Source organism: Kitasatospora sp. MAA4 (genome assembly GCF_029893355.1).
Taxonomy (GTDB): domain Bacteria; phylum Actinomycetota; class Actinomycetes; order Streptomycetales; family Streptomycetaceae; genus Kitasatospora.
In genome coordinates, this window is record NZ_JARZAI010000017.1 from 69,160 (window position 1) to 85,117 (window position 15,958).

Genomic DNA, 15,958 nt, shown 5'->3' on the forward strand with positions numbered 1-15,958 from the left:
CCTCGCCCCCGTCATGCCCAGCGTTCGTACGTCCGCTCGGTGAACTCCCGCCAGCCCGAGCGCTGGTGCAGCCGGCGCCGGACCTGGGCCGGGACCAGCCCGCGCCAGAGCTGCACCGGCATCGGCAGCTGCCTGGGCTCCGGCGCAGCCTCCTGCACCACCTCGGGTGACTGCTCCCCCTGCTCCACCACCGGGGCGGACCGCTCGCCGTAGGCCGCCTGGTAGCGGATCAGGCGGCGCAGCGCGGCGACCCGGCCGCGCCGGGCCAGGTCCAGGCGCAGCCGGTCGCGCGCCGGGAGCTCGGCCAGAGCGGCCTCCTCGCCGTGCAGCGCGACCAGTCGGCCGACCCCGGCGCAGACCCGCCGCTGGGCCGGCTCGGGCAGCGCGAGGAAGTCGGCCGTCAGCAGGCGCGGGATCTCCCAGGAGAACGCCCGCGCGCACAGCGCGTCGCGCTCGGCGCCGGGCTCGGCCAGCCGCTGCGCCACGCCGAGCATCGCGGCCACCCCGCGCAGCCGGTCCTCGTGCCGGGCCCGCACGGTCACGTTCCCGTGGTCCTCCCGCAGGACCGCGTAGTAGCAGTCGTAGTCGGCCAGCACCGAGATCCGCCGCGAGCGCAGGCAGGCCTCCAGGGTGAACGGCTGGTCGGAGTAGGCCGGCAGGTCCTCGCGCTTGCGCAGCCCGTGCCGCTCGATCAGCTCGCGCCGGAACAGCTTGGTGTCCGAGAGCGCCCAGGCCAGCGCGGAGTCGGTGAAGCCGATCCGGTCCCGGTTGGCCTCGAAGATGCCCTGCGGCACCTGGCGGCCGCCGACCCCGACCATCCTGCCGAGCACGACGTCCGACTCGGCCCGGTCGGCCAGCGCCACCAGCCGCTCCAGCGCCTGCTCGCCGAGCCAGTCGTCGGCGCCGAGGAAGAACACGTACCGGCCGCGGGCCAGTTCCAGCGCACGGTTGCCGGGCGCCGCCGGGCCGCCGGAGTTGGGCTGGTGGACGACCCGGACCAGCCCCGGGTGGCGGGCGGCGAAGGCGCACAGCTCGGCGCCGCCGCCGTCGGTGGAGCCGTCGTCGACCGCGACCACCTCCAGGCCGCCGCCGGGCCTGCGGCGGATGGACTGGCCGGCCAGTGACTCCAGGCAGGCCGTCAGGTAGGGCATCGCGTTGTAGACGGCGACCACCACCGTCACGTCGACGTCGTTCACGGGATCAGTGCCTCCTGGCCGTGCCGGGCGGCGGCCAGTACGTCCTCCGCCAGTTCCACCGCGCGCAGCCCGTCCCGCAGCGTCACGGTCGCGGTCACGCCGGCTCCTCCCGCCACCGCGTCGCGGAACCGCTCGTGTTCGGCCACCAGCGGCTCCCGCCCGGGGACGGCGCAGCCGGTGGACGTGCCGTCGGCCTGGAAGGTCAGCGTCCCCGCCAGGGTGTCGGCGACCAGGCAGCCGCGCTCGCCGGTCACCGCGACCAGCCGTTCGCGCACCGGGCTGAGCCGGCTGACCAGGTGGCTGACCATCGTGCCGTCGTCCAGCGTGCCGATCACGGCCGCCAGATCCTCGTGCCCACCGCCGCTGCGGCGCACCGTACGGGCCGACAGCCGGCCGTACTCCGCGCCGGTGATCCACCGGGTCAGGTCGAGGTCGTGGGTGGCCAGGTCCTGGACCACGCCGACGTCCACCATCCGCCCGGGGAACGGTCCCTGACGCCTGGTCACCACCTGGTGCAGCACGCCGAGTTCACCGGCGGCCACCCGGGCGCGGAGCCCGCGCAGCGCCGGATTGAAGCGCTCGACATGGCCGACCCCGGCCACCAGCCCCCGCGATTCGAAGGCGGTGACCAGGCGGCCGGCGGCGACGGCGGAACCGGCCAGCGGCTTCTCGATCAGGGCGGCCACCCCGTGCGCCGCGAGCCTCAGCCCGACCTCCTCGTGCAGTCCGGTCGGGCAGGCCACCACGGCGTAGTCCAGGCCCCGGGCGAGCAGACCGGCCAGCTCGGCGAAGACCGGCGTCCCGTGCGCCGACCCGGTCGGATCGCCGGCCGGGTCCACCACGCCGACCAGCCGTACGCCGGGCAGCGCGGCCAGCACCCGGGCGTGGTGGCGGCCCATCGCGCCGATCCCGACCAGCCCGGCGCGCAGCGGCGGGCCGGCAGCGGCACCCGTGGCGGCGCTCACAGCTCGCTGCCCAGCAGCGCCGCGACCGCGTCGACCGCCGTGGCCACCCGGTCCAACTCGCCCTCGGTCAGGCCCGGGTGGACCGGTAGCGAGAGCACCTCGGCCGCCGCCCGGTCGGTCTGCGGCAGCTCCTCGCCACCGCCCGCGTAGGCCGGCTGCCGGTGGATCGGGACCGCGTAGTGCACCGCGCTGCCGATCCCCCGCTGCGCCAACTCGCCCTGGAACCGCGCCCGCTGCTCGGCGACGCGCACCGTGTACTGGTGGTAGACGTGCCCCGCCCCCACCGCCACCGGCGGGGTCGGCACCCCGCGCAGCCGGGCGTCCAGCGCCTTGGCGTGCTGCCGGCGGCGTTCGGTCCACCCGGCCAGCGCGGCCAGTTGGACCCGGCCGACGGCCGCCGACACGTCCGTCATCCGCAGGTTCGCGCCGACCAGCTCGTGGCGGTACCGCTCGGCCATCCCCTGGTTGCGCAGCATCCGCAGCTTCGCCGCCAGCCGAGCATCCTGCACGACCACCATGCCGCCTTCCAGCGCATGCATGTTCTTGGTCGGATAGAAGCTGAAGCAGCCCGCCGCACCGAAACTGCCGACCGGGCGCCCGTGCAGGGTGGCGGCGTGCGCCTGGCAGGCGTCCTCGACCACCGCCAGGCCGTGCCGCGCGGCCAGTGGCAGCAGCCGGTCCATCGCGGCCGGGTGCCCGTACAGGTGCACCGGCAGCAGCGCCGCGGTACGCGGCCCGACGGCGGCCGCCGCAGCCTCCGGGTCCAGACAGAAGCTGTCCGCCTCGATGTCCGCGAACACCGGCTCGGCACCCACCAGCCGGACCGCATTGGCGGTGGCCGCGAACGAGAACGACGGCACCACCACCTCGTCGCCCGGCCCGATCCCCAGCGCCAGCAGGCTCAGATAGAGCGCCGACGTCCCGGAGTTGACGGCCACACACGCGCGCCCGTCCACCAGCTCGGAGAACTCCCGCTCGAAAGCCGCGACTTCAGGCCCCTGCACCACCGACCCACTACGCAGCACCCGCACCGCGGCGGCGATCTCCGCCTCCCCGATCACCGGCCGAGCCACCGGGACCGTCTCAGCCCCTGCCATCCCCGAGCTCCCTAGCGCCGGTCCGAACGTCCGGCCCTGTCAACGCCCCCAGGCCCACCCGGGTTACTCACCCCACCCGTTCGAGTGGCGCCAGCCGAACTATCCTTCGGACCGGGCTACGCCGGAGCGTTCCCAGCCCTGCGGATCGAGTTCGTCCAGCACGTCGTGGTCGAGCGCGACGATCGGCTCGGGGTTCAGGTGCTGGTCCCAGGTCTTGAACCGGACCATGGCCAGGGAGAAATCGGCAGAACGATTCTCGGTGCCGAAGCCGCCGCCTCGCTCGAAGAGCATGATCAGTGGCTCGAACGGGTCATCGAGAGCGGGCAGTTGTTCCAGGCCGGCATCAAGGAGCGCGGCCCAGTGCAGAGCACGGAAGCAGCTGTCATAGGCGATGGGCAACCCGACTCTTCCATCCAGGGCCTCCTCCATCCAGGCGACCAGGGCGGGATCGGCACGCACCGACGGGTCAATACGGGCTGCGAGATCGAAGAACGGCCACTCGTCCTCGATACGGTAGGCCTCCGCCCACAACGCAGCCCGCCGCAGGTACTCCCGCATCAGCAGGACTCGCGACCAGTCGTGTGCATAGGCCCCTTCTGGATCCGTCCACTTGACAGCCACCAGACGGTTCGCCATCTGCTGCTCTCGACTGCCCTGCCTCATAGCCCCAGTCCTCTCTTCGCGGCCTCGACCACCTCGTCCAGGTTGGACAGGTCAGGAAGGATCGGTACCGCCGGCCCTTCGATGCCGTAATGGGGCCACAGCTTCAGTGAACCAGAAGGCTCGGTGGTCTGGTACAGCTCGTGCGAATTCCCGTCGGGCTTCTCTGGATAAATGAAACCGTCACCGGAATCGTAACCACCGAGTCCCGGCCGCCCGTCCGCGGTGGCACCCGTATAGCCACCGGGCTTCCCCCGCCCTCCGCCAGGACTCGCCGCGCCGCCCACCGCGCCGGCCAGGACGTCGAGGGGGTTGACGTTTCCGTCGTTCGAGTGGCGCCAGCCAAACATCCACTCGACCTCACCCGCGGAGCTCAGTCGGGGGGCCGGGGCGCCTGCTCTCCCTTGAGGAAGAGGAAGACATAGACCTCCTGCAGGTATTCATACAGTTCGGCATCGGTCTCAAACTCGATGAATGTGAGATCACAGTACTCGCCTCGCGACAGGCTCCTCTCCCTCAGAAGACGCTGAAATCCCAGCCGGAGGCCCTCCATCGTTTCAGGGGCCGCCATTTCGACAGTCCCCCTGAAGGATTGATTTCCAAGGCTGCCCTCACGGATGCTTCCCCTGCACGGGGTTTGCGTATGATGTCAACAGTCTGTAGCCGCCATTCCCGTCCGGAAGATAGACGGCCACGATATTTCCGCCCTCAAAATCCACCGGAAGATCCTGACCAGGATTCGTGGGATCCTTGTAAAATCCGCTGAATTTTTGATGCCCCTGACTGCTTGGCTTTGGCGACCTGGTCGGCGTACTGGGTGAGCGCCCTGGCCATCGCGCGGCAGGATGCGGAGGCATCGCCCAGATTCGCCACCGCAGCCTTGATGTTCTCGCTGTCGGAGGTGAACTCCGGTGCCGCTGCCAGGATCTCCGCCGGGCGGACGGAGAAGCCCCCCTGCTGAATCTGCATGGGACCGGTGCCCTGCGGCAAGCGCCCCAACCGCGCGCCTGCCGCAGGGCTCCAAGGCTCAGCCGATCGGGACCTTGGCGTACATCCGGGCGATCACGTCCTCGATGGCCGGCTCGCGGACCGACAGGTCCAGGAGGGGGTAGCCGGCGGCCACGGCGGCGACGATGGGGGCCGCGCTGTCCTCGGCCGGGAAGGCGAGCCACTGGCGGGCGCCGTCCACCTTGACCACCCGGGCGCCGGGGACCTCGATCGGCGCGGACGGGCCGGCCAGGTCGACGACCAGGGTGCGTTCGCTCTGCCCGGTCGCGTGCAGGCCGTCGAGGCCGCCGTCGTAGACCATCCGGCCGTGGTCGATCACCATCACCCGGCCGCACAACTGCTCGATGTCGGTGAGGTCGTGGGTGGTGAGCAGCACGGTGGTGCCCGCACCGGTGTTGATCTCGCGCAGGAACTCCCGCACCCGCACCTTGCTGACCACGTCCAGGCCGATCGTCGGCTCGTCCAGGTACAGCACCTGCGGGTCGTGCAGCAGCGCCGCGGCCAGGTCACCGCGCATCCGCTGGCCGAGCGAGAGTTGGCGCACCGGGGTGTCCAGCAGCGGTCCCAGCTCCAGCAGTTCGACGCAGCGGTCGAGGTTGGCGCGGTAGCGGGCGTCCGGGATCCGGTAGATCCGGCGGGCCAGTTCGTAGGAGTCGCGCAGCGGCAGATCCCACCAGAGCGTGGTCCGTTGGCCGAACACCACCCCGATCCGGCGGGCCAGCCGGGTGCGTTCTCGGGCCGGGTCGACGCCGGCCACCCGTAGCCGCCCGGCGCTGGGGACCAGGATGCCGGTGAGCATCTTGATGGTGGTGGACTTGCCCGCGCCGTTCGGGCCGATGTAGCCGACGCACTCGCCGGCCTGGACGGTGAAGCTCAGCCCGTCCACCGCGCGCACCTCGCGGCGCTCGCGGCGCAGCCGCCCGACCTTCGCGCGGATGGTGAACGTCCGTGCCACATCTTCGAGTTCGATCAATGCCATGTCGGATGCTCCTGTTCGATGGAGGTCAGTTCCCGGCGCCGCGGTAGGCCCGCAGCCCGGCCCGCCAGGCCACGCCGGCCACCAGGACGCTGCCGGCCGCCGCCAGCGGCGAGGCGAACTGGAAGGCCGCGGGCAGGCCGAGCGGGTCCGGCTTGCCCAGGATGTGCAGCAGCGGGAGCCAGTTGACGAAGGCCAGTGGCAGGCCGAAGGTGACGCCGGCGACCAGCTCCTTGGCGAAGACCGTCGGCGGGTAGTGCAGCAGCGTGGCGCCGCCGTACGTGAAGGAGTTCTGCAGCTCCTTGGCCTCGCCCCACCAGAACTGCAGGGTGGCGCCGCCGATGAAGAGCGCGGAGAAGATCACCGTGCCGCTGACCAGCAGTGCCGCCAGCAGCAGGACCCTGTCCCAGGTCCAGTCCACCCGCACCGCGCTCACCGACCAGGCAAGGACGGCCGTAGCCTGGGCCGGGCGGCCGAGGCGGCGCAGCGAGAACCGCTCGGCGCAGACCTGCGAGAGAGCAGGGGCCGGGCGGATCAGCATCACATCCAGGGTGCCGGCCCGGATCCGCTCGCCGAGTGAGTCGACGCTGCCGACCAGCAGATCGGCGGTGCCCAGCGCGAACGCCGACGTCCCGTACAGCAGGCCGAGTTCGGGCAGCGTCCAGCCGCCGAGCCGGTCGGTGTGCTGGAACATCAGGACCACCACCACGAAGTCCAGCGAGGTGATCAGCACGTTGGCGACGAGCATCAGCGCGAAGGAGGCGCGGTAGGCCATCGCGGCCCGCGTCCACATCGCGGCGGTCAACTGCCAGGAGCGCACCGCCCAGCGCAGCCGCTCCACTCCGCTTTCCCTCTCACCGAGGTACTCAGCCACCCTGGACCACCACCTTGCGAGTGGCCAGCAGCTGCGCCGCCCGGCCGAGGGCCAGCAGCACGACGGCCCAGGCGAGTTGGAAACCCAGGCCGCCGAGCACCTGCGAACCGGTGCTGCGCTCCAGGAAGATGTCCGCCGGCACCTGGACCAGCGCCGCCCAGGGCAGCACCTGGGCCGCCTGGCGCAGCCCGTCCGGGAAGAGGCCGAGCGGCAGCAGCATGCCGGACAGGAACATCGCCACCACCAGCATCACCGCGCGCACCCCGTCGGAGTCGTGCAGCCAGAAGCCGCTGAGCGAGACCAGGTAGCGCAGTCCGAAACTGACCAGCACCGCGAGCAGCACCGACAGCAGGAAGACCGGCCAGGTCAGCGCCGAGTGCGGCAGCCTGGCGTGGAAGGCCAGCACGCCGGCGGTGATCGGGGCGACGCTGCGGGCCAGCAGCTGGAAGGCGGCCCGGCCGAGGTCGGCCGCCAGCCACCAGCCGAGGAAGTCGACCGGCCGGTAGAGGTCGACGGCGATGTCGCCGGTGCGGAAGCGCTCCTGGACGTCGTCCTGGAATCCTCCGCCCCAGACCGCGACGGTGACCAGCAGCGACTGGCTGATCCAGATGTAGGTGACGGCCTGGCTGGTGTCGTAGCCGCCGAGGCCGGGCCGGGCCCGCCACAGCGCGAGGAAGGTGTAGGCGAGGATGAAGCCGAACACCGTGTTGGTGAAGACCCCGGCCAGCGTCGCCGCCCGGTAGGTCGAGTAGCGGCGGAACGAACCGCGTGCGATGGCCAGATAGAGCCTGGCCGCTGATCCCATCACCTGTCTCCTTGTCGACTTTTCCGCGTTCACGGGCAGCACGGAAATGCCCCGACCGGCGGCCCCCGGGGTGTCCGGGCGTCGGGCGGAGCTACGGATATGAGGTTGTCTCAGCCCACCGTAGCGCCGGCGGGCACGGCTTCGCAGGGTATTTATCCGTACACGCTGCGCTACGGATCGTGAAAACCCCTGAGCCGGCCGCCCCCACGGGGGGACGACCGGCTCAGGGGCTACCGGGTGCCGTGACTACCGGTGAGCCTGCGCCGCCTGAGCTGCCGCGACTGCGTCACTCAGCGCCTTGGCGCGCTGCTGCAGCTGCGCCAGGTCGCTGGGGGAGGCGGTCCCGCTGCCGGCGGACGGCGTCGGGAGCGCCGGCACGGAGGGCAGGGCGGGCAGCGAGATCCCGAGGCTCGCGAGCAGATTCGTGATGGTGCTCAGCAGACTGCTGAGCAGCGCCGTGACCGCCCCCAACCCGGGGAGCGAGGGAAGCGACGGAAGCGAGGGAAGCGACGGCAAGGCGGGCAACGAGGGCAGCGCCGGGGTACCCGGCACGGTGGGCAGGGTCACCGACGGCGCCCCGGCGGCGGGTACCCGCACCGGGAGGAGGTCGAGGTTCCGCGGCACGGTCGAGGCCGTGCCGACCCGCGGGGGCTCCGCACCGGCAAGGGGGACGGCGGCGGTCGCCACGGTGACCGACGTCAGGCTCAGAGCTGCGGTGAGGGCGGCAGCCGTCCATATGGCACGCATGAGGGTGGTTCTCCTGTTCGGTGGGGAAAGGCAGGGCGCCTGATCCACACGTTGGAGCAGTCCGGGCCCACCGGCCACCGCTCCTACGCCGAATGTGTGGCGACCTCCCCACACCCCGTCAGAGATACAGCCCGGTCGACCCGTCCGACTCCTTCAGCCGCTCGGCCGCCACCGCGTGCAGGTCGCGCTCGCGCAGCAGCACGTACGTCGCGCCGCGCACCTCGACCTCCAGCTTGTCCTCCGGGTCGTAGAGCACCCGGTCCCCCGGCTCCACGGACCGCACGCTCTGGCCGACCGCAGCAGCTTCCGCCCAGACGCACCTTTTACTTAGCTCGGCGGTCGCCGGGATCAGGATGCCGCCGGTCGAACGGCGCTCACCCTCGCCGCCCTCGGTCCGGACCAGGACGCGGTCGTGCAGCATCCGGATGGGGAGCTTCTCACCCATCCGGTCGTGGCTGAGCTGGTCCTGCCGCTTGTTCTGCTTACTCTGCTCGTCGTTCGCGCTCACGCCCCCGACCGTACAGGGCCGGGTGCGCCGCGCGCTCCCGGCCCTGCACGGTACTCGCGCGCTCAGCCGCGCCGGCGCTTGCGGGCCGAGGCCACCAGCAGGACCACACCCGTGCCGACCAGTGCGGCGGGCACGATCCGCTCCTTGCGCGGCCGGCCCTTCTCGTCCACGAACTGGGCCTTCAGCTGCTCGACACCCCTGCTCGCGCCGACGTAGATCCGGCCGATCCGCTGCTCGACCGAGGCCAGCGCCTTGGCCCGGACCTGCGCGGCCACCGTGGTCGGGTGCACGCGCACCGCGAGCTCGTCCAGGGTCACCGCCAGCTGGGTCCGGGTCCGGGCGATGTCCGCCTCGATCTCGGCGGTGGTCCGCACCGCCTTGTCCTTCGTCTTCCCCTCGCCCACCAGGGCCACCTCACTCAGCTCGCGTCGCAGTCTGCTCCGGCCCAGTTTGTCAGCTCCACCGCCGCCACGCGCAGTCCCACCCACCATCAGAGGTAGGTTGGCGACGGCACGACCGCCAGTCCAGCACGAGGAGAGATCCACCGTGAGTGAGCGCCTCCAGGCCGGGGACACCGCCCCCGCCTTCACCCTGCCCGACGCCGACGGCACGCAGGTGTCCCTCGCCGACCACCTCGGCCGCAAGGTGATCGTCTACTTCTACCCCGCCGCGCTGACCCCCGGCTGCACCACCCAGGCCTGCGACTTCACCGACAACCTGGAGGTCTTCGCGGGCGCCGGCTACGACGTCATCGGCATCTCCCCGGACAAGCCCGAGAAGCTCGGCAAGTTCCGCGAGACCGAGGACCTCAAGGTCACCCTGCTCTCCGACCAGGACAAGGCCGTCCTGGAGGCGTACGGCGCCTACGGCGAGAAGAGCCTCTACGGCAAGACCGTGGTCGGCGTGATCCGCTCCACCGTGGTGGTGGACGAGAGCGGCAAGGTCGAGCGCGCGCTCTACAACGTGAAGGCCACCGGCCACGTCGCCAAGCTGCTGCGCGACCTCAAGGTCGAAGCCTCCTGACGGCACGCCACGGCACGGCGACGGCCCCGGCTCCCCCACAGGGGCCGGGGCCGTCGCCGTCCGCACACAGCGTCAACCGGGCAGGCCCACCAACCGCTCGCCGCTGCGCCGCTGCTGGATCACCACGGCGACCACGAGCAGCGAGCCCTGGGCGACGTTCTGCCAGAACGAGTTGATGCCCTGCACGGTCAGACCGTTCTCCAGTGCGCCGAGCAGCGCCACCGCGAGCAGTGTGCCGCCGATACCGCCCTTGCCGCCCTTGAGGGCGCAGCCGCCGAGCGCCGCGGCGGTGATCGACTGGAGTTCCAGTCCCTCGCTGCCCGAGGTCGGCTGCCCCGACCCGGTCCGTGCGGTCAGCAGGATGCCGGCCACCGCCGCGACCACGCCGAGCAGGCCGTAGACCGAGATCAGGTACTTGTTGATGTTGATGCCGGCCAGCCGGGCCGCCGTGTCGTTGCCGCCGATCGCGTAGATGTTGCGACCGATGTCGGTGTACTTCAGCAGCACGTGCACCGCCAGCGCCACCACGATCAGCAGCCACACCATCACCGGCAGCGCGGCGATCTTGCCGCGGCTGAGGAAGATGAAGACGCTGTTGTTCAGCACGTAGCCCTGCGCCGCGCCGTTGGATATCAGCTGGGCGACGCCCTTGTAGGCGGCCAGGCCGGCCAGCGTGGCGATGGTGGCGTTCACCCGGCCGTAGACGATGATCACGCCGTTCAGCAGGCCGATCACCACGCCCACGCCGATCGCCGCCGCCATGCCGACCATCGGGTTGGCGCCCGCCGAGGTGAAGGCCATAGCGCTGACCACCGAGGCCAGGCCGGCCTGCGAGCCGACCGAGATGTCCAGCCCGCCGCAGATGATCACGACGGTCTGCACGACGGCCAGCAGGCCGCTGATGGTCGCCGCCTCGGCGATCACCTGGATGTTGTTCCAGCTCAGGTAGTTGTCGTTCAACGACCCGAACAGCGTCAGCACCACCGCCAACGCGACGATCAGGCTGAGGTTCTGCCCGCCCACCGAGGCCAGCAGTTCGGCCGCCCTGCCGCGGCTCTTCACCGCCGGAGCAGTGTCGGACACGGTCGTGGTGCTCATGCTGTCCTTCCTTCGTCACTCGACACCAGGTCATCGGCCATCGCGAGCGAGAGGATCCGCTCCTCGGTGGCTTCGGACCGGCTCAACTCACCGGTGATCCGGCCGTTCTGCATCACCACGACCCGGTCGGCCAGCCCGAGTACCTCGGGCAGCTCGGAGGAGATCACCAGCAGTGCGATCCCCTCCTTCGCCAGGTCCGCGATGATCTGGTAGATCTCCGCCTTGGCACCCACGTCGATGCCGCGGGTCGGTTCGTCCAGGATCAGCACCTTGGGCTTGCGGGCCAACCAGCGGGCCAGCACCACCTTCTGCTGGTTCCCGCCGGAGAGCTTGCGCACCTCGTGCTCGATCGAGGGGGTGCGCACGCGCAGCCGGTCGGAGTACTCCTGCGCCAACTCCCGTTCGGCGGACCGGCGGACGAACCGCCAGCGGCGCAGCCGCTCCAGCACCACCAGCGAGGTGTTGTCCCGGATCGAGCGGTGCAGGAAGAGCGCCTGGGCCTTGCGTTCCTCGGGAGCCAGGCCGAGCCCGGCCCGGATCACCTCTCCGGGCCGCCCCGACCTCAACTCCTGGCCCTCCAGGAGGACTTTCCCACTGAGGATCGCACGGTCACCGGCCAGCGCGAGCGCCAGCTCGGACCGGCCGGCGCCGATCAGCCCGGCCAGGCCGACCACTTCGCCGGCCCTGATCTGCAAGCTGATCCCGCTGACGTCCTCGGTGGTGACGTCCCTGACGTCCAGCACCACCCGGTCGGTGGCCACCTGCTGGCGGACGAACATCGTGGAGAGGTCCCGGCCCACCATCAGCCGCACCAGGTCGGCCTCGCCGGCCTGCCCGGCATCCAGCACGCCGGCCACCGCACCGTCGCGCAACACGGCGATCCGATCGGCGAGTTGGAAGATCTCCTTCATCCGGTGCGAGACGTAGATCACCGCCACGCCCTGATCGCGCAGGCGGCGGATCAGCGCGAAGAGCGCGTCCACTTCCTGCTCGGAGAGCGAGGAGGTCGGCTCGTCGAACGCGATCACCTTCGCCTCGCCGGTCAACGCCCGAAGGATCTCGACCAGTTGACGCTGCGCCGGAGTGAGTTCGGATCCCAGCAGATCCGGGTCGAGCACCCGGGCGAACCCGAGCCGCTCCAGATCCGCCTCGATCCGCCGACGCAGCTCGGCACGGTCCAGCCGGCGCCCCGAACGGCGGGGAAGCGCACCGGCGTAGACGTTCTCGGCGACCGAGACGTGCGGGATGATCTCCGGCTCCTGCGGGATGATCCTGATCCCGGCGGCCCGTGCCTGGGCCGGCGAGTGCAGGGCCACCTCGACCCCGTCCAGCAGGACGTGTCCCTCGGTCGGCTGGTGGTCACCGGTGAGGATCTTCAACAGGGTGGACTTGCCGGCCCCGTTCTCCCCCATCAGCGCTGTCACCTGCCCGGGCGGGAACTCCAGGGTCACCCCGTTCAGCGCTCGGACGGCGCCGAAACTCTTGCCGAGCCCCCGGACCGCTGCGCCCGGGTTCGTCAGTTTGGTCGTCACAACCTGTTCCTCAGCTGCACTTGAGGCCGGAGGCCTGCCAGTTGGTCGGGTCGACCATCGTGGTCGGCGCGAAGGCCTCCTGCGGGAACGCCTTGCCGTTCTTGAGCTTGTCGTACATGGTCTGGACGGCCAGGGCGCCGACGTCGCTGCCGTTGATGAAGAGCGCGGCCTTCATGCCGGACGGCTTGCCGCTGCCCCAGTCCTTGCAGGCCAGGTAGGCACCGAGGCCGACGCCGATGACGTTGTCGGGCGTGACGCCCGCGTTGTCCATCGCGGTGACGCCACCCTGGACGTTCTCGTCGTTGCAGCCCCAGATCACCCAGTGCTTGACGCCCGCGTTGGCGGTGATGGTCGCGGCGATCTTGTCCTGCGCACCGGTCGGGGTGTTGTCGGTCGCCACGTCGATGTTCTGCACGGTGGCGCCCGCACCGGCGGCGAACGCCGTCTTGGCGGCCTTCACGCGGTCACCGCAGACGGTGACGTCCTGCTGCCAGGCGGAGATGATCCGGGTGTCGGCGGCGTTCCAGCCCGCCTTCTTGAACTCCTCGGCAGCCCGCTGGCCGACCTGCTGGCCCATCTGGTCACCACTGAAGCCGATCCGGGGAACCAGGTCGGAGGCGGCACAGGAGGCCGGCGCCGGGCCGGTGGTGCAGATCTGGTCGTCCGAGGTCAGCAGCGCCACCTTGGCGTCCTTGGCGGTCTGCACGACCTGCGGACCGACGGCCGGGTCGGGGACGACCACGATCAGACCGTTACTCTTCTGGGCGATGGCCGACTGCTCGTCGCTGATCGTCTGGTTCGCGTCGTTGCCGAGGTTGACCACCTTGAGGTCCACCCCCAGCTGGGCGGCCTTGGCCTTGGCGCCGGCAGCCTCGCCGACGAAGTACTCCTGGTCCCCCTGCTTCTGCAGGTAGGTGATGGAGATCTTCCCGGACACCGTGGCGGTGTCGCCGCCGGACGAGGCGGTCGACTGCTGCCCGGTCGAGCAGGCGGTCAGACCGAGGGTGACAAGCAGGCCGACAGCGGCGGCAGTGCGGCGGCGAGTGCGCGCGGTGATCATGTGGGGGAGACTCCTTCGGCTCACAATCAATCAGAACCAAACAGGTTCCAACGCGATGTGGGATATGACACCCCTTTTCGCCATCCCCCGTCAAGAGCTTTCGCACACATCCGCACAGGTCGAAACAGAACCGTTGCCAGCGGGAACGGGTCGCATGGCGCCATCGGCACTCACTCCGACCCGGCTGCACTGGGAATACCCAAACCGTCACCATCTGTTTCGAGTGATAGGCAATCAGTTACCACTGGCGAAGGGGGCCACCATGCCGAGCCAGATCAGGTACACCCGCAAAGTGCTCACCGACCTCGCCGCCGAGTCGCAGAGCATCAACGACATGATGCGAAAGCTCGGCGTGCCGATGGCTGGCGGCACGCACAGCTACCTCAGCCGGCGGCTCAAGTTCTACGGGATCGACACATCGCACTTCAACGGCGGTCGGCCTGACTACGGCCGCCGCAGGTACACCCGGGAGATGCTGGCGGAGGCGGCGGCCAACTCCTGCAGCATCAGCTCCATGCTGCTGTACCTGGGGGTGCGGCCCTACGACAGTGCCTACTCGTACATGAAGCAGCGGCTGACCCAATTCGGCATCGACACATCCCACTTCTCGTTCGGGAAGACGGCGACCGACCGCTTTGCAAGTGGCGTGATACCCAAGGACGAGCTCCAGGCAGCAGTGGCCGAGCAGTTCAGTCTCGCCGGTGTGATCCGCTCCCTCGATCTGGCGGAGTCCGGCTCCGCGCGACGCCTGGTCAAGAAGAGCATCGCCCTCCATGGCCTCAGCACAAGCCACTTCTCCGGCCAGGGTCACGCCAAGGGGAAGTCCCCTCGCAATCGCAAGAGCGCCGCGGACATCCTCATCGAGCTCCCGATCGGCTCAAAACGCGTCAAGAACGTGCAGCTCCGCCGGGCAATGCAGAGCCGTGGAGTCCCGTACCTCTGCGCCTCGTGCGGGGTGGGGAACCTGTGGCACGGTTGCGAGCTGGTGCTGGAGATCGACCACGTCAACGGCAACTGGCTCGACAACCAGCCCGACAATCTCCGATTCCTGTGCCCGAACTGCCACTCCGTCACACTCACCTACTGCGGCCGGAACAAGCAACAGGGTGCTTCCCAGGAGGCCCAGGCCGCTTGACTGATCAGTCCAGGTCGCCAAAATCCGTGCCGCCCAGCCGCAGCAGAACCGGTATCCTGACCCAGCGCGCGCCTGTACCCCAGCTGGCTAGAGGGATGCGGTTTAGGTCCGCAGTGTCGTGGGTTCGAATCCCACCGGGCGCACAACAGCCCCGGTCCACCCTCACAACGAGGGCGAACCGGGGCATTTTTACTGCCCCTCACCCCAGCAGCTCGCGCACCACCGGCGCCAGGGCGCGGAAGGCCTGGCCGCGGTGGCTGATGGCGTTCTTCTCGTCCGCCGTCAGCTCGGCGCAGGTGCGGGTCTCGCCCAGGGGCTGGAGGATCGGGTCGTAGCCGAAGCCGCCGTCGCCGGCGGGGGCGGTGCGCAGTTCGCCTCGCAGCTGTCCCTCCACGACGCGCTCGGTGCCGTCGGGGAGGGCGAACGCGGCCGCGCAGGCGAAGTGGGCGGCGCGGTGCGGGGCGGCGATGTCGGAGAGCTGGGCGAGCAGCAGCTCCAGGTTGGCGCGGTCGTCGCCGTGCTTGCCGGCCCAGCGTGCGGAGAAGATGCCGGGTGCGCCGCCGAGTACGTCCACGCAGAGGCCGGAGTCGTCGGCGACCGCGGGCAGGCCGGTGGCCTGGGCCAGCGCGTGGGCCTTGAGCAGGGCGTTCTCCGCGAAGGTCACACCGGTCTCGGCCACGTCCGGGATCTCGGGGTAGGCATCGGCGCCGACGAGTTCGACGTCGAGGCCGACGCCGGCGAGGATGGCGCGCAGTTCGGCGACCTTGTGCTGGTTGCGGGTGGCGAGGACGAGGCGTCGGGGGGTGGTCATGGCCCCCAGCGTATCGATCGTCAGCTCGCGCAGACCTTCGTCAGGTTCCCGACCGCGTCGCCGAGCGGGCCGAGGTCGGGGACCTGCTTGGCGTCTATCGCCTGCTGGGTCTTGTCGGCCTGCGTCTGGAGGTCGGCGACGGCCTTGGAGACGTCGGTGTTGCCCGCGTTCTTGCCGAGCTTGCCGAGGTCGCTCTTGAGGTTCGCGAGCGCCTTGCCCGCCGCCGTGGGGTTGTTGCCGGCGTTGTTGTAGGCGTCGTTCAGCTGGCTGAGGTCACCGCCCACCTTCACGGCGGTGTTGCCGCAGTCCATCGCCTTCTGGGCGGCGGAGCAACTGACGGCGCTGAGCGGGAGGACGAGGATCAGCGCGGCCACGGCGAGGGTGGCGGGGCGGGTGATGCTGTGCGGCATCGAGGTCCTCCGGTACGGGCGGTGGCACGGTGAGCCTTCCCCGGGAACGACGG

At 70.5% G+C, this 15,958-nt stretch carries 20 protein-coding genes and 1 tRNA gene; 3 read left to right on the forward strand and 18 right to left on the reverse strand.

The features are described from left to right. Window positions 1–11 precede the first annotated feature (11 nt). The 13 genes from P3T37_RS22840 to P3T37_RS22900 form a co-directional block, all read right to left on the reverse strand. Entirely contained in the window at window positions 12–1,196 is a 1,185-nt protein-coding gene (locus P3T37_RS22840) for a glycosyltransferase family A protein (protein ID WP_280725654.1), read from the reverse strand. Next, window positions 1,193–2,161 (reverse strand): Gfo/Idh/MocA family oxidoreductase, encoded by a 969-nt coding sequence (locus P3T37_RS22845; RefSeq protein ID WP_280725655.1) that lies wholly within the window; start codon window positions 2,159–2,161, stop codon window positions 1,193–1,195. The genes P3T37_RS22840 and P3T37_RS22845 overlap by 4 nt, the downstream gene beginning before the upstream one ends. Then, the gene (locus tag P3T37_RS22850) at window positions 2,158–3,258 is read right to left on the reverse strand and encodes a DegT/DnrJ/EryC1/StrS family aminotransferase (RefSeq protein WP_280725656.1); all 1,101 of its coding nucleotides are present in this window, start codon (window positions 3,256–3,258) and stop codon (window positions 2,158–2,160) included. The genes P3T37_RS22845 and P3T37_RS22850 overlap by 4 nt, the downstream gene beginning before the upstream one ends. A 99-nt stretch (window positions 3,259–3,357) precedes the next feature. Then, window positions 3,358–3,894 (reverse strand): hypothetical protein, encoded by a 537-nt coding sequence (locus tag P3T37_RS22855; protein WP_280725657.1) that lies wholly within the window; start codon window positions 3,892–3,894, stop codon window positions 3,358–3,360. Between the two features lie 23 nt (window positions 3,895–3,917). Then, complete coding sequence (locus tag P3T37_RS22860) at window positions 3,918–4,268, reverse strand: hypothetical protein (protein WP_280725658.1); 351 nt, start codon at window positions 4,266–4,268, stop codon at window positions 3,918–3,920. Between the two features lie 23 nt (window positions 4,269–4,291). Further along, window positions 4,292–4,489 carry a hypothetical protein gene (locus P3T37_RS22865; protein WP_280725659.1) on the reverse strand — a complete coding sequence of 66 codons (198 nt, stop codon included), beginning with the start codon at window positions 4,487–4,489 and terminating at the stop codon, window positions 4,292–4,294. A gap of 137 nt (window positions 4,490–4,626) precedes the next feature. Further along, window positions 4,627–4,887, reverse strand: a complete 261-nt coding sequence (locus P3T37_RS22870; protein ID WP_280725660.1) for a hypothetical protein — start codon at window positions 4,885–4,887, stop codon at window positions 4,627–4,629. Between the two features lie 58 nt (window positions 4,888–4,945). Further along, window positions 4,946–5,905 carry an ATP-binding cassette domain-containing protein gene (locus P3T37_RS22875; protein ID WP_280725661.1) on the reverse strand — a complete coding sequence of 320 codons (960 nt, stop codon included), beginning with the start codon at window positions 5,903–5,905 and terminating at the stop codon, window positions 4,946–4,948. A 25-nt stretch (window positions 5,906–5,930) separates the two neighbouring features. Next, a complete protein-coding gene (locus P3T37_RS22880; RefSeq protein WP_280725662.1) occupies window positions 5,931–6,776 on the reverse strand; it encodes an ABC-2 family transporter protein in 846 nt (281 codons plus the stop codon). Continuing rightward, window positions 6,769–7,581 carry an ABC-2 family transporter protein gene (locus P3T37_RS22885; protein WP_280725663.1) on the reverse strand — a complete coding sequence of 271 codons (813 nt, stop codon included), beginning with the start codon at window positions 7,579–7,581 and terminating at the stop codon, window positions 6,769–6,771. Before P3T37_RS22885 ends, P3T37_RS22880 begins: the two co-directional genes overlap by 8 nt. Window positions 7,582–7,827: 246 nt before the next feature. Further along, a complete protein-coding gene (locus tag P3T37_RS22890; protein WP_280725664.1) occupies window positions 7,828–8,328 on the reverse strand; it encodes a hypothetical protein in 501 nt (166 codons plus the stop codon). A gap of 118 nt (window positions 8,329–8,446) precedes the next feature. After that, window positions 8,447–8,773, reverse strand: a complete 327-nt coding sequence (locus P3T37_RS22895) for a co-chaperone GroES (protein ID WP_280725756.1) — start codon at window positions 8,771–8,773, stop codon at window positions 8,447–8,449. A 125-nt stretch (window positions 8,774–8,898) separates the two neighbouring features. After that, window positions 8,899–9,240: a DUF3618 domain-containing protein gene (locus P3T37_RS22900; protein WP_280725665.1), complete on the reverse strand. Its 342-nt coding sequence runs from the start codon at window positions 9,238–9,240 to the stop codon at window positions 8,899–8,901. 142 nt (window positions 9,241–9,382) lie between these two features. Between P3T37_RS22900 and bcp the strand changes: the two genes are divergently transcribed. Beyond that, on the forward strand, window positions 9,383–9,859 hold the full coding sequence (bcp, locus tag P3T37_RS22905) for a thioredoxin-dependent thiol peroxidase (RefSeq protein ID WP_280725666.1): 477 nt from the start codon (window positions 9,383–9,385) through the stop codon (window positions 9,857–9,859). 72 nt (window positions 9,860–9,931) lie between these two features. Here bcp and P3T37_RS22910 read toward each other — a convergent pair whose 3' ends face one another. From P3T37_RS22910 to P3T37_RS22920, 3 genes are read right to left on the reverse strand one after another with little or no spacing between them, the layout of a single operon-like run. Next, window positions 9,932–10,957 carry an ABC transporter permease gene (locus tag P3T37_RS22910; protein WP_280725667.1) on the reverse strand — a complete coding sequence of 342 codons (1,026 nt, stop codon included), beginning with the start codon at window positions 10,955–10,957 and terminating at the stop codon, window positions 9,932–9,934. Then, window positions 10,954–12,489, reverse strand: coding sequence for a sugar ABC transporter ATP-binding protein (locus P3T37_RS22915; protein ID WP_280725668.1), 1,536 nt, complete (start codon window positions 12,487–12,489; stop codon window positions 10,954–10,956). Before P3T37_RS22915 ends, P3T37_RS22910 begins: the two co-directional genes overlap by 4 nt. 10 nt (window positions 12,490–12,499) lie before the next feature. Next, window positions 12,500–13,549: a substrate-binding domain-containing protein gene (locus P3T37_RS22920; protein WP_280725669.1), complete on the reverse strand. Its 1,050-nt coding sequence runs from the start codon at window positions 13,547–13,549 to the stop codon at window positions 12,500–12,502. A gap of 262 nt (window positions 13,550–13,811) precedes the next feature. Here P3T37_RS22920 and P3T37_RS22925 point away from each other — a divergent pair, with 262 nt between their 5' ends. Together P3T37_RS22925 and P3T37_RS22930 are read left to right on the forward strand one after the other, a co-directional pair. Continuing rightward, window positions 13,812–14,684, forward strand: a complete 873-nt coding sequence (locus P3T37_RS22925) for an HNH endonuclease signature motif containing protein (protein ID WP_280725670.1) — start codon at window positions 13,812–13,814, stop codon at window positions 14,682–14,684. 68 nt (window positions 14,685–14,752) lie between these two features. Further along, a tRNA-Leu gene (locus P3T37_RS22930) sits at window positions 14,753–14,827 on the forward strand. Between the two features lie 56 nt (window positions 14,828–14,883). Here P3T37_RS22930 and rdgB read toward each other — a convergent pair. After that, window positions 14,884–15,495, reverse strand: coding sequence for an RdgB/HAM1 family non-canonical purine NTP pyrophosphatase (gene rdgB / locus P3T37_RS22935; protein ID WP_280725671.1), 612 nt, complete (start codon window positions 15,493–15,495; stop codon window positions 14,884–14,886). A 20-nt stretch (window positions 15,496–15,515) separates the two neighbouring features. Further along, window positions 15,516–15,905 (reverse strand): hypothetical protein, encoded by a 390-nt coding sequence (locus tag P3T37_RS22940; RefSeq protein WP_280725672.1) that lies wholly within the window; start codon window positions 15,903–15,905, stop codon window positions 15,516–15,518. Between the last annotated feature and the right edge of the window lie 53 nt (window positions 15,906–15,958).